The organism is Burkholderia sp. RS01, assembly GCF_039748055.1.
GTDB lineage: Bacteria > Actinomycetota > Actinomycetes > Actinomycetales > Micrococcaceae > Arthrobacter.
Genome location: NZ_JBDLAK010000011.1, coordinates 103,702 through 124,082 on the forward strand (window position 1 = coordinate 103,702; position 20,381 = coordinate 124,082).

21 protein-coding genes and 3 tRNA genes are annotated in these 20,381 nt (G+C 66.8%); 18 read left to right on the plus strand and 6 right to left on the minus strand.

Annotation, left to right across the window (positions count from 1 at the left end; genetic code table 11):
- The first annotated feature begins 59 nt into the window (after positions 1-59).
- From ABFP37_RS12115 to ABFP37_RS12125, 3 genes are read left to right on the plus strand one after another with little or no spacing between them, the layout of a single operon-like run.
- Entirely contained in the window at positions 60-1,223 is a 1,164-nt protein-coding gene (locus tag ABFP37_RS12115; RefSeq protein ID WP_347033715.1) for a hypothetical protein, read from the plus strand.
- A complete protein-coding gene (locus ABFP37_RS12120) occupies positions 1,220-2,278 on the plus strand; it encodes an ABC transporter ATP-binding protein (RefSeq protein ID WP_347033716.1) in 1,059 nt (352 codons plus the stop codon). The genes ABFP37_RS12115 and ABFP37_RS12120 overlap by 4 nt, the downstream gene beginning before the upstream one ends.
- A complete protein-coding gene (locus tag ABFP37_RS12125; RefSeq protein ID WP_347033717.1) occupies positions 2,265-3,164 on the plus strand; it encodes an ABC transporter permease in 900 nt (299 codons plus the stop codon). Before ABFP37_RS12120 ends, ABFP37_RS12125 begins: the two co-directional genes overlap by 14 nt.
- A gap of 57 nt (positions 3,165-3,221) precedes the next feature.
- Here the strand turns inward: ABFP37_RS12125 and ABFP37_RS12130 are convergent, their stop codons facing one another.
- The 4 genes from ABFP37_RS12130 to ABFP37_RS12145 form a co-directional block, all read right to left on the minus strand.
- Complete coding sequence (locus ABFP37_RS12130) at positions 3,222-4,664, minus strand: C40 family peptidase (RefSeq protein ID WP_347033718.1); 1,443 nt, start codon at positions 4,662-4,664, stop codon at positions 3,222-3,224.
- Positions 4,665-4,900: 236 nt separating this feature from the next.
- The gene (locus tag ABFP37_RS12135; RefSeq protein ID WP_078029146.1) at positions 4,901-5,821 is read right to left on the minus strand and encodes a cation diffusion facilitator family transporter; all 921 of its coding nucleotides are present in this window, start codon (positions 5,819-5,821) and stop codon (positions 4,901-4,903) included.
- A 10-nt stretch (positions 5,822-5,831) separates the two neighbouring features.
- Positions 5,832-6,260, minus strand: a complete 429-nt coding sequence (locus ABFP37_RS12140; protein ID WP_347033719.1) for a metallopeptidase family protein — start codon at positions 6,258-6,260, stop codon at positions 5,832-5,834.
- Between the two features lie 9 nt (positions 6,261-6,269).
- A complete protein-coding gene (locus tag ABFP37_RS12145) occupies positions 6,270-7,292 on the minus strand; it encodes a DMT family transporter (RefSeq protein WP_347033720.1) in 1,023 nt (340 codons plus the stop codon).
- Between the two features lie 250 nt (positions 7,293-7,542).
- On the opposite strand from ABFP37_RS12145, the gene ABFP37_RS12150 reads away from it, so the two are divergent.
- The 5 genes from ABFP37_RS12150 to ABFP37_RS12170 all read left to right on the plus strand — a co-directional run bounded on the left by ABFP37_RS12150 (position 7,543) and on the right by ABFP37_RS12170 (position 9,619).
- Positions 7,543-7,615, plus strand: a tRNA-Glu gene (locus ABFP37_RS12150).
- A 95-nt stretch (positions 7,616-7,710) separates the two neighbouring features.
- A tRNA-Asp gene (locus ABFP37_RS12155) sits at positions 7,711-7,784 on the plus strand.
- A 48-nt stretch (positions 7,785-7,832) separates the two neighbouring features.
- Positions 7,833-7,908: transfer RNA gene (locus ABFP37_RS12160), tRNA-Phe, on the plus strand.
- Positions 7,909-8,030: 122 nt separating this feature from the next.
- Entirely contained in the window at positions 8,031-8,636 is a 606-nt protein-coding gene (locus ABFP37_RS12165; protein WP_347033721.1) for a TetR/AcrR family transcriptional regulator, read from the plus strand.
- Positions 8,633-9,619: a DMT family transporter gene (locus tag ABFP37_RS12170; RefSeq protein WP_347033722.1), complete on the plus strand. Its 987-nt coding sequence runs from the start codon at positions 8,633-8,635 to the stop codon at positions 9,617-9,619. The genes ABFP37_RS12165 and ABFP37_RS12170 overlap by 4 nt, the downstream gene beginning before the upstream one ends.
- Positions 9,620-9,636: 17 nt before the next feature.
- On the opposite strand, the gene ABFP37_RS12175 is transcribed toward ABFP37_RS12170, so the two are convergent.
- On the minus strand, positions 9,637-10,365 hold the full coding sequence (locus tag ABFP37_RS12175) for a TetR/AcrR family transcriptional regulator C-terminal domain-containing protein (protein ID WP_347033723.1): 729 nt from the start codon (positions 10,363-10,365) through the stop codon (positions 9,637-9,639).
- Positions 10,366-10,471: 106 nt separating this feature from the next.
- Between ABFP37_RS12175 and ABFP37_RS12180 the strand changes: the two genes are divergently transcribed.
- From ABFP37_RS12180 to ABFP37_RS12220, 9 genes are all read left to right on the plus strand, one after another.
- Positions 10,472-11,152: a DUF2306 domain-containing protein gene (locus ABFP37_RS12180; protein ID WP_347033724.1), complete on the plus strand. Its 681-nt coding sequence runs from the start codon at positions 10,472-10,474 to the stop codon at positions 11,150-11,152.
- Between the two features lie 429 nt (positions 11,153-11,581).
- Positions 11,582-13,177: a glycoside hydrolase family 68 protein gene (locus ABFP37_RS12185; RefSeq protein WP_347033725.1), complete on the plus strand. Its 1,596-nt coding sequence runs from the start codon at positions 11,582-11,584 to the stop codon at positions 13,175-13,177.
- 284 nt (positions 13,178-13,461) lie between these two features.
- Complete coding sequence (locus ABFP37_RS12190) at positions 13,462-13,920, plus strand: hypothetical protein (RefSeq protein ID WP_078029152.1); 459 nt, start codon at positions 13,462-13,464, stop codon at positions 13,918-13,920.
- A 106-nt stretch (positions 13,921-14,026) separates the two neighbouring features.
- Positions 14,027-14,485 (plus strand): Asp23/Gls24 family envelope stress response protein, encoded by a 459-nt coding sequence (locus ABFP37_RS12195; protein WP_078029153.1) that lies wholly within the window; start codon positions 14,027-14,029, stop codon positions 14,483-14,485.
- On the plus strand, positions 14,482-14,673 hold the full coding sequence (locus tag ABFP37_RS12200; protein WP_078029154.1) for a hypothetical protein: 192 nt from the start codon (positions 14,482-14,484) through the stop codon (positions 14,671-14,673). The genes ABFP37_RS12195 and ABFP37_RS12200 overlap by 4 nt, the downstream gene beginning before the upstream one ends.
- On the plus strand, positions 14,670-15,053 hold the full coding sequence (locus ABFP37_RS12205) for a hypothetical protein (protein WP_078029155.1): 384 nt from the start codon (positions 14,670-14,672) through the stop codon (positions 15,051-15,053). Before ABFP37_RS12200 ends, ABFP37_RS12205 begins: the two co-directional genes overlap by 4 nt.
- A complete protein-coding gene (locus ABFP37_RS12210; RefSeq protein WP_347033726.1) occupies positions 15,050-15,700 on the plus strand; it encodes a DUF6286 domain-containing protein in 651 nt (216 codons plus the stop codon). The genes ABFP37_RS12205 and ABFP37_RS12210 overlap by 4 nt, the downstream gene beginning before the upstream one ends.
- Positions 15,697-16,308: a hypothetical protein gene (locus ABFP37_RS12215; protein ID WP_347033727.1), complete on the plus strand. Its 612-nt coding sequence runs from the start codon at positions 15,697-15,699 to the stop codon at positions 16,306-16,308. Before ABFP37_RS12210 ends, ABFP37_RS12215 begins: the two co-directional genes overlap by 4 nt.
- Before the next feature lie 177 nt (positions 16,309-16,485).
- Positions 16,486-16,767: a hypothetical protein gene (locus ABFP37_RS12220; RefSeq protein WP_078029158.1), complete on the plus strand. Its 282-nt coding sequence runs from the start codon at positions 16,486-16,488 to the stop codon at positions 16,765-16,767.
- Positions 16,768-16,935: 168 nt separating this feature from the next.
- On the opposite strand, the gene ABFP37_RS12225 is transcribed toward ABFP37_RS12220, so the two are convergent.
- Positions 16,936-18,963, minus strand: coding sequence for a glycoside hydrolase family 13 protein (locus tag ABFP37_RS12225; protein ID WP_347033728.1), 2,028 nt, complete (start codon positions 18,961-18,963; stop codon positions 16,936-16,938).
- A gap of 128 nt (positions 18,964-19,091) precedes the next feature.
- On the opposite strand from ABFP37_RS12225, the gene ABFP37_RS12230 reads away from it, so the two are divergent.
- A complete protein-coding gene (locus ABFP37_RS12230) occupies positions 19,092-20,381 on the plus strand; it encodes an ABC transporter substrate-binding protein (protein WP_078029160.1) in 1,290 nt (429 codons plus the stop codon).

Consider the following 20,381-nt stretch of genomic DNA (forward strand, 5'->3'; position numbering starts at 1 on the left):
ACGCGGTGAGCCGAGGCGTACCCTGAGGATATGAGCTGCGACCACGGATCGGAGTTGTGATGACGCCCACTTGGCTGCGGTGGATGCCCGCCGTGGCGGTACCTGCTGTAATCGCTGCCGGAGTCCTGGCAGGGTCCGTTCCTGCCAGCGCCCGCGATCCGTTGCCCGGCAAGACTCCCGCGCAAGTGCTGGCAATGATCGCGCAGCACAGCACCAAGGCCCTGTCCGGAACGGTGGAGCAGACGTCCGAGCTCGGCCTGCCCGACGTTCCCCAGGTAGGGCCGAGCAGCGGCCCCGCCGCAGGCTCGATGGCGGACCTGCTGACCGGTCCGCATAGCGCCCGGGTCTATGTCGACGGACCCGCCAAGGTGCGCGTGCAGGTCATGGACCGGCTGGCTGAGCGGGACGCGGTGCGGCAGGGCAACGAGGTTTGGCTGTACAACTCCAAGGACAACACGGCTACGCACCTGACGCTTCCGGGCACTGCGTCCGGCAAGACGGACAGCGGCTCCCGGATGCCGGGCAGCGTGGCAACGCCCGAAGAACTTGCCGCCCGGATGCTTGAAAAGGTTGATGCCTCCACGGACGTGGCTGTCCGCGGGGACGTTGATGTGGCTGGCCGGGCCGCATACAACCTGGTGCTCACTCCGCGTTCGCAGGGAACGCTGGTGGAGTCCGTGGCTGTCGCCGTCGACGGTGAGAGCGGCTTGCCGCTGAGCGTGGAGGTGCGGGCCCGCGGACAGCAGGAGCCGGCCTTCCGGACGGCATTCACCAGCCTCCAGCTTGGGGCGCCTGACGCCGCGCTCTTCAACTTCACGCCTCCGCCCGGTGCCACGGTCAAGGAACAGGCGGTGCCGCGGTCCGGCTTTGGCAAGCGCGACCTGGGCGAGCACGCCAAGGGCACCGCCGGCGCCGGGAAAAACGAACAGGGCAAGCTGGACAAGGACCGGAAAACGCCCGCTGCGGCTGGAAGGGCCCCGTCTGTGACCGGCTCCGGCTGGGAGGCGGTGGTCGGCTTCCCGGCCCGCGCCAGCGCCGCTGGGGCAGGCGGGCCGTCCGCCGACACGCTGCTGAATGATCCGCTTCTCCGCCAGGCAGCAGTCGCCGTGTCCGGCGGCAGGGCGATCTCCACGTCGTTGCTGAACGTCCTGCTAACGGACGACGGCCGGATATTCGTTGGCTCGGTACCCCTGGAGCGGCTGCAGGCCGCCGCCGCGAGGTGACTGCCGCTGACCGGGGCGCCGGACTCGCCATTGAAACCACGGGGCTGAGTAAGCGCTTCGGCCATCAGCTTGCCGTCAACAGCATCGACCTTGCCGTGCCGCGGGGTTCCGTCTTTGGCTTCCTCGGGCCCAACGGCTCCGGCAAAACCACCACCATCCGCATGATGCTTGGCCTGGCCGCGGCGACGGCGGGGTCGGTGCGGGTGCTGGGGCAGGACATGCCGGGCAGGCTGGACGAGGTCCTGCCGCAGGTGGGCGCCCTCGTCGAGGGGCCGGCGTTCTATCCATTCCTTTCCGGGGCGGCAAATCTGCACCGCTTTGATGCCGCGGACCGCCACGCTTCGCCTGCAACGCGGCGGGCCCGGGTGGGGGAGGCACTCGAACGGGTGGGGCTCTCACATGCCGCACGCAAGAAGGTGCGCGCCTATTCGCTGGGCATGAAGCAGCGGCTGGGCATCGCCAATGCCCTGCTCTCGCGCCGGGAACTGCTGATCCTGGACGAGCCCACGAACGGGCTGGATCCCCAGGGCACCCGGGAGGTGCGCAGCCTGGTCCGGTCGCTCGCCGCCGACGGCGCCACGGTCTTCGTCTCCAGCCACCTGCTGGCCGAAGTGGAGCAAATTTGCACGCATGCGGCCATCATGAGCGCGGGGCGCCTGGTGGCGCAGGGTCCGCTGGCTGAACTCCGCCAGGCGGGCACCGCACAGCTTCGCCTGATAACGCCCGACGCCGGAGCCGCCTCGGGCGTGCTGGTCCGGTTGGGCATGACTCCGGTCATCGGGCACCCCGACGGCGCCGACGCCGTCATCACATCCGCCCTGCCCGGCAGCGCGGTGGAGCTGTCACCGAACGGCTCCCGCAACCCGGGGGGAACTGGCGGAACGGGCGGAACTGACGAACGGGATGCTGCCGACGGGCTTGATGCGGCGCCGGAGGCCATCGTGGCCGCGCTCGTGGCGGACGGCGTGCGGGTCCGGGGCTTCGCCGTCGAACGGGGCAGCCTCGAGGACCGCTTCGTGGCGCTCACGGGGGAGGGCTTCGATGTCGCGCAGTGACGAGTTGTCCGCACACGGTTCCAGGACCGCAGAGGAGCCCGGCAGGGAGGGGGCCGCACCGCGGCAGCGGCCGTCCAGCCTGCCGCTCCTGGCATCGGAGCTCAAGCAGCTCTTCCGCCGCCGGCGCACCCAGGCCCTGCTGCTGGCGCTCGCCGCGATTCCGGTGCTGATCGCCGTCGTCGTCCGGATGTCCACGGCTGTCCCGCCCGGCCGGGGGCCGGCGTTCCTGGACCGCATCACCCAGAACGGGCTGTTCGTCGGAGTGACCGCCCTGATCGTGGCGGTCCCGCTGTTCCTGCCGCTGACCATCGGCGTCGTGGCCGGAGACACCATCGCCGGGGAGGCCGGCCACGGAACCCTCCGCTACCTGCTCGTGGCTCCCGCCGGGCGGGTGCGGCTGCTCCTCGTCAAGTATGCAGGGGCGGCCGCGTTCTGTGTTGCGGCCCCGCTGGCCGTGGCGCTCGCCGGGGCCGGAATCGGGGCGGCACTGTTTCCCGTAGGTCCCGTGACGCTGCTGTCCGGCGACGTGGTGCAGCCCGGCGAAGCCCTGAACAGGATGCTGCTGATCGCCGCCTACCAGACGGTGTCCCTGCTGGGCCTGTCGGCGATCGGGCTCTTCCTGTCCACCCTGACGGACGTGCCGGTGGGGGCCATGGCAGCCACGATCGTCCTGTCCGTCGGCGCGCAGGTGCTGGACCAGCTGCCCCAGCTGGAGTGGCTGCACCCGTGGCTGTTCAGCCATTACTGGTTCGGCTTTGCGGACCTGCTGCGCCAACCGATCGGGTGGGATTCCTTCACCAGCAATGCCGTGCTGCAGGCAGGCTACATCGCCGTGTTCGGCGCCCTGGCCTACGGCCGGTTCGTCAGCAAGGACGTGCTGTCCTAGGCGTACTGCCCAGGGCGAAGCGGCGCTCGCACACCGAGTCAGGCTGGCCGAGCCAGGCTAGTAGCGCGCCGCCACCGGATGGAGCTGCATGCCCGCCATCATGCTCAAATCCGTCACGGTGATGCCGGCAGACGGGTTCAGGGCCTGCACCACCCTGCCGCCGCCCAGGTAGATGGCCACGTGATAGAAGCCGGGAGCCGATCCCCAGACCAGGAGGTCACCAGGCTGCGCCTGGGACAGGGGAACGTGGACGGGTGCCTGGGCGAACTGCTCGGCGGCCGTGCGCGGCAGGTATTTTCCGGCCGCAGCGAAGGCGTTCTGGACGAGGCCCGAGCAGTCATAACCGTAGGCTCCCGTGCCGCCGTACTGGTAGAAATAGGGCTTCCCCACCTTGCCCAAGGCCACGGAGATGGCGGTCTGGTTGGAGTCTCCCGGTGACGGTGCGGGGGCGGGCTGGACCGGTTGCGGAGCCGGAACCACGGGAGCCGGCTGGACCGGAGCGGGCCGTGCCGGTGCCGGTGCAGGCGCCGGGTTTGCTGCCGCCGGCGCCGGTGCCGGTGGCCGAACAGCCGCCGGTGCAGGAGCTGCCTGTGCCGGAGCTGCAGCCCGGGCAGGGGATTGTTCCTGCGGGGAGGCCGGATCGCCGTTTGCCGTGGCCGCCTGCTCCGCTGCGGCCTGATCGGCGGCTGCGGTGATGGCGGCGAGCCGGGCCTGCTGCCGCTGCCGTTCCAGGCCGTCGATTCTGGCCGACTCAAGGGCCGTCGTGGTGCGCCTCAGCGAGGCAAGCTGCCCCACCAGGACGGTTCGCTGCGCCTTGGCCTCGGACACGGCTTTCAACTGTGCCGCGTTGGCCTGCTCGGCGGCAGCCTTGAGCAATGCGGCGGTCGTGGCGGCGTCATCGGCGGCCCGCCGGGCGTCTGCGGCGGCTGCGGTCAGCGATTCGGCCGCGGAGGCGGTGGTCTCGGCCGATTCGAAGGCGCGGCTGCGGCCGGCAGAGAGGGCCTGCAGCGTTGCCGCCTGCTCCAGGACGTCACCCTTGCCGGCGACGAAGCTGCTCAGCGCGGGGTTCAGCCCGCCGTTGCGGTACAGGTCCCCGGCCAGTTGGCCGATCTCCTTGCGGCTCTTTGCCTGCTCCTTGGCCGCGGCCTCGGCACGGGCGGTTGCCACGGCGGCGGCGTCGGTCCGGTTCCGGAGCTCCACGAGGGCGTCGCTGTAGGCGTTGTTTGCCTCGAGGGTCCGCGCGAAGGTCAGCTCCTGCGCGGACGCGGCATCAGTAAGGATCCGTTCGATGCCGGTGACCTGCGCCGCCGTCGCGCTTTCACTGGACTTGGCGGCAGCAATGTCGCCGGGCGAGGGAATCTCCGGTGCGGCCGGCAACACCAGCGCCGGCGCGGCGGCCGGAGGCAGCAGGGCGGCGTGCGCGGGCGCAGCAAGGCTTCCAAAAACTGCGACGGCAGCGCACAGCGCGGCGGCCTTGCGGCCTGTTCCGGTCAAACTCATTCGCAAACCTCGCTGCGTTCGGGGCCGGGACGAACGAGTAAGGAGGCGGCACGAAAGTGCCCCTCTGCAAATCACCCAGCAGCACTGAGGCTACGGCTCATGTGCAACTTTGGCAACACGAGTCACATCAATAACATAAAACACAAGAGTGTCATTTGCTTGGATTTTCCGCCCGCGTGTCACGCGGCGGCGGAGCGCCAGGCTCGGGCGGCCCCGCTCTCGGCCCTGTTCAGCGCTCAGGCGTGCTGGTGGGACTCGTGCTCGGAATGGCTGGCAGGTTCCAGCTGGAAGGTGCAGTGTTCCGTGTCGAAGTGGGAGCCGAGGCACGTGGTGAGCTTGTCCAAAACCTGGTCCGCGCCCTTGGCGCTCAGGACGGCATCCTCCACCACCACATGGGCGGAAAACACGGGCACGCCGGACGTGATGGTCCAGATATGGATGTCGTGGACGGCCACGACGCCGGCCACGGACAGGATGTGCTCCCGGATCATCTGGACCTCCACACCCTTGGGCGTGGCTTCGAGCAGCACGTCCACCACGTCCCGGAGCAGGTGCCATGCACGCGGCAGGATCATCAGGGCGATGACGACCGAGGCAATCGTGTCCGCCGCGTGGAAGCCGGTGAACTTGATCACCAGGGCCGCGGCGATGACCGCGAACGATCCCAGGAGGTCGCCCAGCACTTCCAGGTATGCGCCGCGCACGTTGAGGCTTTCCTTCTGCGCCGGGCGCAGGATCAGCAGCGACGCCAGGTTGGCTGCTGCGCCCAGGACGGCCGCGTACAGCATAATGTCCGTCTGCACTTCCGGCGCGGAACCGATCCGCCGGATCGCCTCGGTGAAGATGACCACGGAGATCACCACGAGGATGAGCGCGTTGGCGAGGGCGGCCAGGACCTCCGCGCGCTGATAGCCGTAGGTGCGCAGGTCGCTGGCCGGGCGGGCCGCGATCCACGCGGCCAGGAGCGCGATGAACACGCCGGCGGCGTCGGAGAGCATGTGCCCGGCATCGGCCAGCAGGGCGAGGGAGCCCGATAGTGCTGCGCCGATCACCTGGATGAAGACCACGGCCAGGGTGATGGACAGGACCGCAACCAGTCGGCTGCGGTGCTTCCCGGTGGCGGTGACACCCTGCGCGTGGTTGTGGTCGTGTCCCATGCCTACAAGGCTAGTCCCAACCGAGTTCGTGGAGGCGCTGGTCGTCGATTCCGAAGTGGTGGGCGATCTCGTGGACCACCGTAATGGCCACTTCCTCCACTACGTCCTCCCGGGAGGAACAGATGTCCAGGATGGGCTGTCGGAAAATGGTGATCCGGTCCGGCAGGGATCCCGCGTCCCACCATGAATCCCGCTCGGTCAGGGGAACGCCCTCGTACAGTCCCAGCAGCACCGTGTCCGGATCCTCACCCGGCTGGGGGGTGTAGTCATCGTCAATGAAGACCGCCACGTTGTCCATGGCCCGCGCCACTTCCGCCGGTATTTTGTTCAGGGCGTCACTGACGGCAGCTTCAAAATCTGCTTCCGACATATCAAAGCCTGCGGGTTCACCGTCGCCGTCCGGGACGATGGGAAGTCCGGGTGGCAGTTTTGCAGGCATACCCAAACTTTAGCGGGATCTCCGCCGGGTGAGCCCCACGCCGACCAGGCAGATTGCGCCGCCCACCAGCCCCCAGACCGTCGGGATTTCGCTCAGCACCAGCCACGAGATCAGGACGGTGGTGCCGGGAACCAGATACGTGGTGGCGGCTAGCTTCCCGGCGTCGATCAGCGACAGTGCGTAGGCCCAGGTGGTGAATGCAATGGCGGTGGGGAAGATGCCGAGGTACACGAGGCCCAGGGTTGCCGGCAGCGGCGCCGTCTGGAGTTCCGTCACAAGCTGGCCGCCGAACGGCAGGCAGCACAGCAGGCCCACCATGATGCCGAACCACGTGGCCTGCCCGGCAGGGAACTTCCGCAGCACGGGCTTCTGGATAATCACGCTGACGGCCGCGAGAGCGGCAGCGAGGAGGCAAAGCAGCACGCCGGCCACATCCGCCGTCGACCGCTGCCCGGAACCCAGCGCGATCACGGCAACACCGCTGAACGCCACGAGGCTGCCGATGATCAGCCAGCGAGGGAATCCCTCCTTGAGGATGAGGCCGGCCATCACCGCGATGAGGATGGGGTTCACGTTGATCAGCAACGCGCTGGTGCCGGCGTCGAGCAGGTGTTCGGCGGAGTTGAGGGCCACGTTGTACCCGCCGAACCACATGACGCCGTAGGCCAGGATGGGCCACCACTCGCGTCCCCGCGGCAGCATGCGGAGTTTGGGCAGAACCACTGCGCCGAGCACGACGGCGGCAATCGCCAGCCGCCCGAGCGTCAGGGGGCCGGGGGAGAAGCTGGGGCCGACGGCGCGGATGCCGACGAAGGCGGAGGCCCAGAGCACCACGGTGACAACGACGGCGGCGACGCCCAGTTTGTTGACGGGCTTCTGCCGGGGAACCGCGGGCTGGGCCGAGGCTGGGCCGGCCGGAGGGGATTGGGAGGGGCCGGATTGGGTTGGGATTGATGGGGCGGGCGCTGCAGCGGCGGATCCTTCGTGGGGATCAGCGGGGTGCAGGGAACTGGTGTCGGCGGTGGTTGCCATGGTGACAATCTAGTCCTGTTCCGTGTCCCGGGGCTGGCGGAAATCGGTCACCTCTAGGCAAGAAACTGCCATTTTGCCGCGCCCGGCGCGGGGCCGGCGCGGGGCCGCCGCGAAGGCTGCCGAGTCGATTTTGGAATTTCCCGGAGTAGGCCCTATAGTTTTAGAGGTCCAGTTCGGAGCAACTCGGAGGGACAAAAACGAATGGCTTCGGCCCTTTATTTTTGCCCTGAATGAGCCGGATTGAGTTCAGGCCCCCATCGTCTAGCGGCCTAGGACACCGCCCTTTCACGGCGGCGGCACGGGTTCGAATCCCGTTGGGGGTACGCAAGGAAGTGGTCAGACCGGACCAAAAAGTCTGGTAGGCTAAAGGCCTTGAAAAATTGCAGTAGCGATACTGCGAACAGTAAGAAACAAGCAAGGCCCTGTAGCGCAGTTGGTTAGCGCGCCGCCCTGTCACGGCGGAGGTCGCGGGTTCAAGTCCCGTCAGGGTCGCTCTGATTGCCAGAAGAAATTCCGGCTGTCATGGTGACAAGTCACCTAGGCTCTGTAGCTCAGTTGGTAGAGCGTTCGACTGAAAATCGAAAGGTCACCGGATCGACGCCGGTCGGAGCCACCAGCTAGAACCCCGCAGTTCCTCGTGTTTACACGGGAGCTGCGGGGTTTTTTCGTTGCCTTCAAGAGTAGCAGTAGGTAGACTGGTCTAACTACTACTACTCTGACGCCAGCGAAGGACCATTGATGACTGAAAAGCCGACGGCGCCCGGAAGCGTCCTCCCCAAGAGGCCGGCTCGCGCCGCCCTGCTTGAAGCGGCGTCGCGGCGCTTCTATGCCGACGGCCTGGCCCGAACGGGAATTGACACGATTACCTCCGAGGCGGGCGTGGCCAAGAAGAGCCTCTACAACAATTTTTCCTCGAAGGCTGAGCTCGTGGCAGCGTACCTGGAGGCCCGCCACGAGGAGTGGATGGGGCTGTACCGGGTGCGGCTGGAAGCGACCACCAGCGCCCGGGAGCGTGTCCTTGCGGTCTTCGATGCCTATGCGGACCATGCCGATCTGGCCTACGAGCACGGCTTTCGGGGTTGTGGCCTGCTCAACGCTGCGGCGGAGCTGCCTGCCGGGGATCCGGGAAGGGCGGCGGTACGGCGGCACAAGGAGGAAGTTGAGGCGCTGATATCGCAGCATGTGGCCGAACTCCTTCGGCACTCACCCGGGCGGGCCCACTCAATGGCCCGGCACCTGGCCTTCCTGCTTGAAGGTGCCATGGCCCGCGCCGGCCTCGAGGGCAATGACCGCTGTATTCAGGAAGCCCGCCAGATCGCGGCCACCCTGATCGGGACCCTGTGACTGGCGCGGGCTTCCCGGGAAGCGCGTGGGGTGCACTGTTTGTGCTGGCCGCCTCGGTGTTATGGGGCACCACGGGCACCGCGGCCACATTTGCCCCCGACGTCAGCCCGCTGGCGATCGGGGCGGTGGCAATGGGCCTAGGCGGCCTCTTGCAGGCGGCGTTTGCGGCCCGATCGATCATCGCGTTCTCGGCGTCCCTGCGCGGTCAGTGGCCCACGGTGGCTTTGGGATCGGTGGCCGTCGCAACGTACCCGCTCGCCTTCTACTCCTCAATGCACCTGGCCGGCGTGGCGGTCGGCACGGTTGTCTCCATCGGGTCGGCCCCACTCGCCTCCGCCGTCATTGAGCGGATCATGGACAAAAGAGGGTTCACCGGCCGGTGGGCCGTGGGTGCGCTGCTCGGTCTGGCTGGTGCCGCGCTGCTCTGCTTCGCGGAATCCGGGCAGGGTGATCCGGCGTCGGCCACGGACTCGGGGTGGTCCACGCCCGCCGGCATCGGCCTGGGGCTCGTTGCCGGGCTCACGTATGCGCTGTACTCCTGGGCTGCACACCGCCTGATTAACACCCGGGTGCCCTCGAGGGCCGTCATGGGTGCCGTCTTCGGCATGGGCGGCCTGCTTCTCATGCCCGTGCTGGCCGCCACCGGATCGCAGCTCCTGGCCACGTGGCAAAATGCGCTGGTCGGCACGTACATGGCGCTGGTTCCCATGTTTGCGGGCTACGTCCTGTTCGGCTGGGGCCTCGCCCGCGTCCGCGCCAGCACGGCCACCACCATTTCGCTCGCTGAGACGGTGGTGGCTGCCATCCTGGCTGTGGTGGTGGTGGGTGAACGCCTGCCGGCACTGGGATGGGTCGGCGCCGCACTCATTGCGGGCAGCCTCTTCGTTCTGGCGCTGCCTGCCCCGATGCGGCGCAAAGGGCGGGCCGAAGAATCCCCGACCGAAGACGGCAGCCCCGCCCCCGCAGCGCAGACCCTGGCGTAGGCCCAGGCAGGCCTCATCTATTCCTCTGGTGCGCCGCCGGCCAGTTTCTCCGACGTCCAGCCCTGTTCGTGAAGCCGCTCGAAACCATCAAGCATCAGGTCGAGGGCAAACTCGAACTCAAACTGGTCGTCGCAGCCCGCCCCGACCACCGAACCGTCGTCGTGACTGGCGGCGGTGGCGACCTTCAGTATGTTCGGATACCGTTCCGCCATTTCACGGAACATGACGGCCTGCGCGTCCGGCGCCACATCGGCAAAATTCTCGTTTGCCGGGTCGCCGAACAATTCCTGGGTGAACCCCCACATCCGGCTGCCGAGGGCGTGCATCACATGGTGGGTGAGATCGACAGAGAACCCTCCCGCCAGGAACATGCCCATGAACGAGTCCATGTACCCAAGAACGGCAGGCGTCGTGTTGGTGCGGGATTCGAGCACCCGTCGTGCCCAACGGTGCCGCAGAAGTGCCCGCCTCGCCGAGAGGACCCTCAGCCTTACCGTGCGCTTCCAGCCCGCACCCCGGACCGGGGGGTCGATCTCCGCGGCGATCGCGTCGACCATGCCGTCGAGAAGTTCCTCTTTGTTGGCGACGTGCTTGTACAGCGCCATCGGCACCACGCCGAGCTCCTGGGCGAGCCTGCGCATGCTGAGGGACTCGATGCCCACCTCATCAGCCAGCTCGACGGCGGCGGCCAACACGCGGTCGCGGCTCAGGGGTACGCGGCGTGCAGCTTCCGTCTGCTGAGTCATCCGGACCAGCCTCCTTTTGCGGTTTCTCTTGACAAGTGTACTGCGTACACCTACTGTCGGGATTCATGAGGTGTACACCGTACACCCGGTTAGCGGAGGTAGACATATGCCAACAGAAACCATCGGCGCACCGGCGCCCGTTCGGCGTTCACGGGCCCAATGGCCCGTGCCCGCCGCCTTGATTTTGCTCAGCCTCATCCCGGTCTTTTTCGGCGCGGTTCGTCTTGCCGAACTGCCGGGCGGCGCCGCGGTGACGCCGCAGAACGCGCGTTTCTTCGACTCGCCCTTCCCTGTGCTGATCCACATTCCCGCTGCCATTGTCTACAGTCTGTTGGGGGCATTCCAGTTCGTTCCATCACTCCGCCGGGGCGGTCGCGGCAGGCTCGGCTGGCACCGGATCGCGGGGCGGATTCTCGCGCCGGCCGGCCTGCTCGTCGGACTCTCAGGCCTGTGGATGGCGGTCTTCTACGACCTCCCGGAGGGCGACGGCGACATGCTGCTCGTCCTCCGGCTCATCTTCGGCTCGGGCATGGTGGTGAGCATCGTCCTGGGGCTGCTCGCGATTCGGCGCCGGGACTTCGTCAGCCACAGTGCGTGGATGGCCCGCGGCTATGCCATTGGAGTCGCCGCGGGAACCCAGGCGTTGGTGTCCATCCCCTGGCTCCTCCTGATCGGCCCCGCAAGCGAGCTGACCAGAGCGGTGCTCATGGGGTCGGCATGGGTGATCAATCTCGCAGTGGCCGAGTACTTTATCCGTCGGCGCGGAAATCCATCCGCGCGCGGGTAGAACCGGATCGGGCGCTCCGCAACTGCCCTTTTGCGGCTCTAAAAGGACAGCCGTGGAGCAGTTGACGGGTTAACAGGTAGTAAATGACGGGTATAAAGCAGATTTATTAAGCGGCGTTTGAATCGCCGGCCCCGATATGGCACGCGCGCGCAGACGGAGATGTAAGCGCTTGCACTTTTTCGGCCCGGCCTTCCGGGGCGTCGAAAACCGGGTTGAACTCGGCTGACAACGTTGTCTACGGTGGAGTGCAGGCCGGGAAAGCACAACCTCCCGAGCCGCTTTACCGGGGCCTTACCCAAGCCCCGTTCTCCCCTCGACACAACGGCGTCCTCGATGACGCCTGCCGTGTCATCGGGATCTCCGGAGTGCGCGGGGACAAGGGCACATGCCCGTCTTCCACGAAATGTAACTCCGCGAGAAGAGCAAAACATGCACAAGCACCCCAACACACCCCGGATGCTGCGGTGGCGACCCGCCGCCGCAGCTCTGGCGGCCGCCGTCGCGGCCACCACGTTCTTGGCCGTGCCGTCGGCGCAGGCAAACGAACCGTCGGATCCGCCGTCGAACACGCAGATGCCCGCCCCCACCCCGGGCTTCCCCCTGCCGACCAAGCACACGCAGCTGGCTCACGATCCGGCGGCCGACTTCACCTCCAAGTGGACCCGTGCCGATGCCAAACAGGTCATGGCCCAGAGCGACTCCACCGTCACGCCTGGCAAGAACTCCATGAGCCCGGATGTCACCATGCCGGAGATCCCTGAGGATTTCCCCGCCATGAACAACGACGTGTGGGTCTGGGACACCTGGTCCCTGACCGATGAGAACGCCAACCAGATCAGCTACAAGGGTTACGACGTGATCTTCTCGCTCGTCGCCGACCGGCACGCCGGCTACGGCTTCGACCAGCGTCACTGGAACGCCCGCATCGGTTACTTCTTCCGCAAGACCAACGCAGATCCGGCCAAGGACAAATGGAACTACGGCGGACACGTGTTCGTGGACGGCTCTTCCATCGGCAACACTGAGTGGTCCGGTTCAACCCGGCTCATGAAGGGCGGCAAGGTGAACGTGTTCTACACGGCCACCACGTTCTACGACGTCAAGGAGCGCAACGCGGGCGGCGGCGGAATCGCCCCCGACGCAGCCATCGCCAAGGCTCTGGGCAACATCCACGCCGACAAGAACGGCGTCACCTTCGACGGCTTCAAGCACACCAAGCTGCTCGAACCGGACGGCAAGATGTACCAGAACAAGGCCCAGAACCCCGGCTTCGCGTTCCGCGATCCGTACACGTTTGCTGACCCGGCCCACCCGGGCAAGACGTTCATGGTCTTCGAAGGCAACACCGGCGGCAACCGCGGCGATTACCGCTGCAAGAACGAGGACCTGGGTTACGCCAAGGGCGACCCCAACGCCGAGAAGCTCGACGAGGTCAACAGCAAGGGTGCCTACTACCAGACCGCAAACGTCGGCCTGGCAGTGGCCGAGAACAAGGACCTGACCAAGTGGAAGTTCCTTCCGCCGGTCCTGTCCGCCAACTGCGTCAACGACCAGACTGAGCGCCCGCAGATCTTCATCCAGAACGAGGGCGGCAAGAACAAGTACTACCTGTTCACCATCAGCCACCAGTTCACCTACGCAGCGGGCATGCGCGGCCCCGACGGCGTGTACGGTTTCGTGGGCAACGGCGTGCGCTCGGACTACCAGCCGATGAACAACAGCGGCCTGGCCCTCGGATCCCCGACGGACCTGAACCTTCCGTCCGAATCCCCGGAAGCCCCGACGCCGAACCAGAACGGCCGCCAGTTCCAGGCCTACTCGCACTACGTGCAGCCTGGCGGACTGGTCCAGTCCTTCATCGACAACGTCAACGGCGTCCGCGGCGGCTCCCTGTCGCCCACCGTGAAGATCAACTTCCGGGACGGCGTGTCCAAGGTTGACCGCAGCTTCGGCCAGAACGGCCTTGGCCCGTTCGGTTACCTGCCCACCAACCTCAAGGTTGGCGGCGCCGGACAGTACAAGTAAGACAGCATCACAGCATCACGTCTGCGGAGGCGCCCGGAGCACATCCGGGCGCCTCCCCGCGTTAACACTGTGATCTTCCGATTGTCCGGTTCCTGAATGCTGCCCAAATTGCCGTGTTCGTTCCCTTATATAAGGGGAGGGCTGCAAGGACCAGGCGCAAAGTCAACTTGGTAAGCGGGCTACGGCCCGGGCTAGACTCGCACGCCGGGGGACACTGCCGGCGCGCTGCGCCGGCCAGACAGGCCGCCGAAGCCGGCGGCGCAACCGATCCAGGAATGTGAATTGTGAAAAACCTTGCACGCCCGCTGACCGCCGCCGCCCTCTTCGCCGTTGCGGCACTCACTGCCTGCTCCGCTCCGACGGCCGGCAGCGCGCCGTCGTCCGCCTCTCCCAGCACCCCCGCTTCGTCAAGCGGCAGCCCCTCGGCGACGGCCAGTGCGTCGTCCGGCCCATTCGGAGGCTACGCCTCCGCTGCTGAGGCGTGCACGACCATCTCCGAGCAGGCCACCGGAGCCTCGCTGTTGCCGATGTCGGCCGCCCAGGGAAAGACCGCGGAACTGGAGCAGAAGAAGGCCGAACTCAGTGAAACGGCGGAGCGCGTTCCGGATGCGCTGAAGGCCGACTTTGCGAAGCTTAATGAAGTCGCCGTGGCGGGGCTGAAGGACCAGACCGTGTATTCCAGCGGCCAGTTCCAGAACGCCATGGCCCCGGTGACGAAGTGGCTGGCCGCCAACTGTTCGTAAACCGCCGGCGGAGGCTTCTGGAACCGCAGGCGAATCCGGTGCGCTGCGCCCCTGACGTTGTCGGACCTAAGGGATAGGGTTGTGTTCAACAGAAGGGGAGCGCCTGATGGAATACCAGAACCCACAACCCTCCGCCGGAGTCCGCGCGGAGGCGGCCCCGGGCCAGTCCGCGGCCAGCGGCCGCACCATCATCTCTGAGACGGCAGTGGCCAAGGTGGCGGGAATTGCGGCCCGCGCCGTGCCGGGGGTGTATTCCCTTGGAACGGGCTCTTCACGGGCGCTGGGTGCCATCCGCGACGCCGTGGGTAGCTCCGACCATGCCGCAGGTGTGCATGCCGAGGTCGGCGAGACCCAGGTCGCTGTCGATATCACGCTGGTGGCGGCCTACGGGACGCCGCTGCATTCCCTGGCCAACCAAGTCCGGGCGGCTGTCTATTCGGCGGTCGAAAAACTCGTTGGCCTGCAGGTCATTGAGGTGAACGTCGAAATCAATGACGTTTATATAGCTCCGCCGCCGAAACCCGTGGGGGCTGCGGCTGTGACTGAAAGGGAGTCGGTCCTGTGAGCCTGACGGTCGTAGGCATCGCAATCGGTGCGTTCGTGGCGTTCATGTCCTTCCAGTTTGGCCTGTGGGGATTCCTGATCTCCCTGCTGTTCATGGGCATAGGTGCCCTCCTGGGCCGCGCCGCAGAAGGGAAACTGGACCTGCGCAGCGTCATGGACGCCCTCAGCGGCCGGCGCTCCTCATCATGAGCGGGGCAGCCGAAGCAGCCATGCCGAGCCCGCCGTACAGCGGGCATAACCGGATCAGCACCCAGGCCCTCACCAGCCTGGCCAAGGCCGCAGCCGCAGAGTCCCTGGGCGTGCCGGCCCACGACGTCCGTGCGGAGTGGTCGGACGACGACGGCCTGCTGGCTTTATCCCTCGTCACGCCTATCAAGATCCCCGGCCTGACGGCCGTTCTCCGCGATCCGGAACGTGTCTCTGTGTTCGGCGGATCCATCTGGGAGCGAGCGGTCGCCGCCAAGTCCGACATCCTCACCAAGGTCACGGAACTCAGCGGTGCACGGTTGAGCAGGGTGGACATCCGCATCAGCGGGGCACACGTCACGGAGAGGGGCCGGGTTCGTTGAGTTCCGTCACTGAACAGCAGAACGAGGCAGGCGACGCGCCCGGGGAGGGTGCGGCCGGCCCGGCGCATGCCGCCCCGGTGGACATGAACCGGGTTCTGCGCCGGGAGACGCATTCCTCCCGTGCGGCAGCAGCAGGGGTCGCCGCGGCCCTGGTCGTTCTCCTCTGCCTTTATGCCCTGCTCGAGTCCGCCGTGCGCGCCATCGGCCAGCCGCCTTGGCTTATCGATCCCCAGACGGCGGCGGAACGGATCGTGGCGCTGCCGGGCGGAGTGCCTCCGCTCCTCTTGGGAGTCACGGGAGCCGTGACCGCAGCCGCGGGGCTCTTTTTCTTCCTCAGTGCCGTCCTGCCGGGCCGCCGGGCCCGTCACTTACTTGACGATCCGCGAGTAGCCGTGGTGGTTGATGACGAAGTCATCGCCTCAGCCCTTGCCCGCCGGGCTCGCCTGGCGGCGAATGTCACCCAGGAACAGGTCATGGTGGTGGTGTCCCAGCGTCAGGCAGTGGTGAATGTCCGCCCCACGTCCGGCGTGCCGGTCAGCGAGAACGCAATCCGTGAGGCGGTCGAGGACGAACTGCACTCCATGGCCCCGACCCCCATGCCCCAGGTGCGGATCAACCTCGCGACGTCCGGGGTGATAGGCGCATGAATAGCACGCCTAGGACCCTCAACAGGATCCTCATCGGGATCCTTGGATTCAAGTTGCTGGCAGTGGGTATCCTGCTCATGCTGCTGGCCGCTGTTCCCGCTGTGGGGACGTGGTGGCAGTCCTGGTCGCGGGGCGTGTGGAACGTCGCCAACCAGATGTTCGAGAGCACGCGGTTCCCGGGCCGGTCGGAAAGCTGGCTTTGGATCGTCCTGGCCCTGGTCCTTGTTGTGCTGATCGGCCTCATGGTGGCCTGGGTCGCGCAGCAGGGAAAGGGCCGGACAGACCTCCTGCTGGCTGCCGAGGATCCCGGCGGGGTTCCCGGTGACATACGGATCGGAAGCGGAGTGGCCGAACAGGCGCTGAGGAATGCGCTGGCCGAACGCCCTGACCTGGCCGGTGCCACGGTTGCCACGTACGAGGTCCGCGGGCAGCCCGCCCTAAAGATCCGACTGCACCCCAGGCCGGGAGTTCCGCCGCAGGTCCTCGCCGCGGACACCTCGGCGCTGGTGGCCGCACTGGAAGCCGTGGTGGGCCAGCGCACGCCGGTGCTGGTGTACATCGCCGCGGGCGCGCGCGCCCGGTTCAGCCGTGCGGAGCGCGTCCGCTGAATTGAGGTTTCCTGATTGTGACGTCACTGTGCCCTGGTGCGTCCGGGGCCGCGGACGGTTTTGGCCCGGGGATCTTCAAGGCCATAGGTTGAAAGAGAAGGCTGGCGGCTGCCCTGCAGACGCCATTGCCCTGACCGGGCCAAAAACCCGGCGAAGCCCGTCAACAAGGAGAACACTGTGAGCGATGAAGTAACAGGAAACCAGGCTGCCAAGGACGGACTCGAAAACGCGGTTGGGCACGCCAAGGAATTTGCCGGTGAAGCGGCCGGCCACGCGAAGGAATTTGCCGGTCAGGCCACGGAAAACGTCAAGGAATTCCTCTCCGGAGATGTTGCGGACAACGCCAAGGAACTCGCCGGTGACGTGGCAGGGAACGCCAAGGAAATCGCGGGAGACGTTGCCGAGAACGTCAAGGGCCTCGGAGCCCGGATCGCCGGCTTCTTCAAGGGCGGCAAGTAGCCAGGCTCGAATTGCCGGCTCCTGCGGGCTCACCTTCGGCGAGGCGCGTACTCCGTTCCGCTGAGTGCCGTCCCGCCTGAGTGCCGTTCCGCCGGTGCACCGCAGAGCGCTGCGTTCCTTTCGGGACGCAGCGCTCTTTAGTTAAGAGTTAAGGCGCGGAGCGCGGGGCTACCCGGCCACGAGGTACGCGGCAGTGTTGGGGGCAATGACGGCAGCGTCGAGGGTTCCGCCTGCTGGTACCCCGGATGCCGGGACTCCAGTCTCCGCAGCTGCCGGGCGCGAGGCCAGCCGTCCGGCACCTGCCCCGACAACGGCCGGTTCGCCGTGGACCGGTTCGACGGCGGCCGGTCCGCCGGCGCCGGCCTCTGCGGCACTCGAAAGTTCCACCCGGTAACCGTCCGGCACGGGAGTCGGCTCCGTGCCCATGTTGGCGATCACCAGGATGTCACGGTTCTGGAAGGCCAGGACGCCTGTTTCGGGATCGTGCATGTCGGCCCAGCAGAAGGTGCCCGACCCCAGGCCGTGGCCCTTGCGCAGCGACAACGCCGAGCGGTACAGCTCCAGCGTTGAACCCTCGACGCCGTCCTGCCGGTCAGCGGCCAGTTCCCCGAACGAGTCGGGCTGCGGCAGCCACGGAGCCGCAGGCGGGCGGTGACCAGATCCGCCGTCGGACGCAACGCCGTCGGACGCAGCGCCGGCTGTGTAGCCATCGGCGAAACCGTAGCCGGGCTCGCCGGACTTCCACGGCAGCGGCACCCGGCACCCGTCGCGCCCGCGCTCAATGCCGTTGGTGCGGAAGAACGTCGGGTCCTGGCGGGCCTCAGCCGGCAGCGTGGTGTGCTCCGGAAGGCCGAGCTCCTCGCCCTGGTACACGTAGGCCGAACCCGGAAGCGCCAGGGACACCAGAGTGGCTGCCCGGGCGCGGGCCAGGCCCAGGCCGGCGTCCGGCTGCTCGTCCTCCGCCGCAATGCCCTTCGGGAACGTGGTGGGGTCGGCCAGGCCGAAGCGGGTGGTGTGGCGCACGGTGTCGTGGTTGCTCAGGACCCAGGTTGACGGGGCAGCCACCGATGCGGCCGCTTCCAAGGAGTCTTCGATGGCCACCGCCATCCTCTGGGCGTCCCAGCCGGCCAGCAGGAAATCGAAGTTGAAGGCCTGCTGCATCTCGTCCTTGCGGATGTACCGCGCAAGGCGTTCCGCGGGTTCCACCCAGGCCTCGGCCACCAGCATCCGGTCACCGTCGTACCCGGCCAGCACCCGGTTCCAGTCGCGGTAGATCTCATGCACGCCGTCCTGGTCAAAGAAGGGCGACGGCGGGTACAGCGGTGACACCGGCTGGTGCCCGGCGTCGTCTGCAGACTGGTCTTCGCCGGGCCGATCCCGGGAATGGTGGGCCGTGTGCGGCTCCACCGCTTCGCTGTGCGCGCCGGGCGCATCCGGCCGGTGCCCGGCGTCGGCCGAGCCCTCCACCATGGCGGCAACGCCGTCCCAGTCCGGAAGCCCGGCCTCCTTGACCATGCCATGGGCCACGTCCACGCGGAAGCCGTCGACCCCGCGGTCCAGCCAGAACCGCAGCACCGAGCGCATCTCCTCCTGGACTTCCGGGTTCTCCCAGTTCAGGTCGGGCTGCTTGGTATCGAAGAGGTGCAGGTACCAGTCGCCGGGAGATCCGTCTGGATTTGTGGTCCGGGTCCAGGCCGGGCCGCCGAAGATGGATTTCCAGTTGTTTGGCGCCAGGTTTCCGTCGCCGGAACCCGCCACCTGGTCCTTCCCCGGCCTGAACATGTAGCGCTCCCGCGCGGCCGAGCCGGGCGCCGCAGCCAGCGCCTCCTGGAACCAGGCGTGTTCATCAGAAGTGTGGTTCGGTACCAGGTCCACGATGACCTTCAGGCCCAGGCTGTGAGCTTGGCGCAACATGCCGTCGAAGTCCTCCAGCCTGCCAAACATGGGGTCCACCTGGCGGTAATCGGCGACGTCGTAGCCGGCATCCGCCTGGGGGGATTTGTAGAACGGCGACAGCCAGATCGCGTCCACACCGAGCTTCTGAAGGTACGGCAATCGCGCCGTCACACCCAGGAGATCGCCCATTCCGTCCCCGTTGGCGTCGGCGAATGACCGGGGGTAGATCTGATAGACGACGGCGCTGGCCCACCACGCCGTGATGTCGGAACCGGGCGTTGCAGTAGGGCGGTGGGTCATAGTTGCCTCTCCGGTAACAATTAGGTGTAAACGCTTGCATTTCCCAGCGCAACGTTACTAGTGTGATGGTCACCACATCAACCGCACTATGTCTTTTTTCTTGTCACTCAGCGAGGAGTCTCCAGCCAATGAAAACCCCGAAGTTCTTACTCCCGGTAGCTACTGCCGGTATTCTCGCCCTGACGCTTTCCGCCTGTGGTGGCGGCGGCGGAGGCGGCGGTACCCAGGCTGGCGGCGGCGACGCTGCTGCCGGCCTTGATGGGCGTGGACCAATTACCTACGTCCAGGGCAAGGACAACAGCAACGTGGTCCGGCCGCTGGTGGCCAAGTGGAACGCTGCGCACCCGAACGAGAAGGTCACCTTCAAGGAACAGACGGACCAGGCCGACCAGCAGCATGATGACATCGTGCAGCACTTCCAGGCCAAGGATGCCGGTTACGACGTCGTGGATGTTGACGTGGTTTGGACGGCCGAGTTCGCCGCCAAGGGCTGGCTGCAGCCGCTCAAGGACAAGATGGCAATTGACACAAGCGCCATGCTGAAGCCCACCGTTGACAGCGGCACGTACAAGGGGACGCTGTACGCCGCGCCGCAGACCTCCGACGGCGCCCTGCTGTACTACCGCAAGGACCTGGTGCCCACCCCGCCCAAGACCTGGGACGAGATGATGAGCATGTGCTCCATCGCCAAGAAAAACAACATCGGCTGCTACGCCGGCCAGTTCAGCAAGTATGAGGGCCTCACGGTCAACGCGTCCGAGGCCATCAACTCCGCCGGCGGATCGGTCCTGGACAAGGACGGCAAGCCCAGCCTGAACACCCCCGAGGCCAAGGCCGGCCTGGAAAACCTCGCCAAGGCATACGCCGACGGCAACATCCCCAAGGAAGGCATCACCTTCCAGGAGGAACTGAGCCGGCAGGCGTTCCAGAGCGGCAAGCTGCTCTTCCTGCGCAACTGGCCGTACGTCTACAACCTGGCAACTACTGAGGGTTCGTCCGCAGTGAAGGACAAGCTCGGCATCGCTCCGATCCCCGGCGCGAGCGGCCCCGGCGCCTCCTCGCTGGGCGGACACAACCTGGCTGTCAGCGTCTACTCCAAGAACAAGGCCACTGCCCTGGACTTCGTGAAGTTCATGACCTCGGAAGAATCCGAGAAGTTCTACGCAACCCAGGGTTCGCTGGCCCCCGTGCTGGGAGCGCTTTACACGGACAAGGACCTTGTGGCGAAGCTTCCGTACCTGCCGGTCCTGAAGACGTCCATTGAGAACGCCATTCCCCGCCCGGTCAGCCCGTTCTACCCGGCGGTAACCAAGGCCATCCAGGAGAACGCGTACTCAGCCATCAAGGGCGAGAAGCCCGTGGACACTGCACTGTCTGACATGCAGAAGTCCATCGAGTCCGCCGGTGCAGGATCGTAG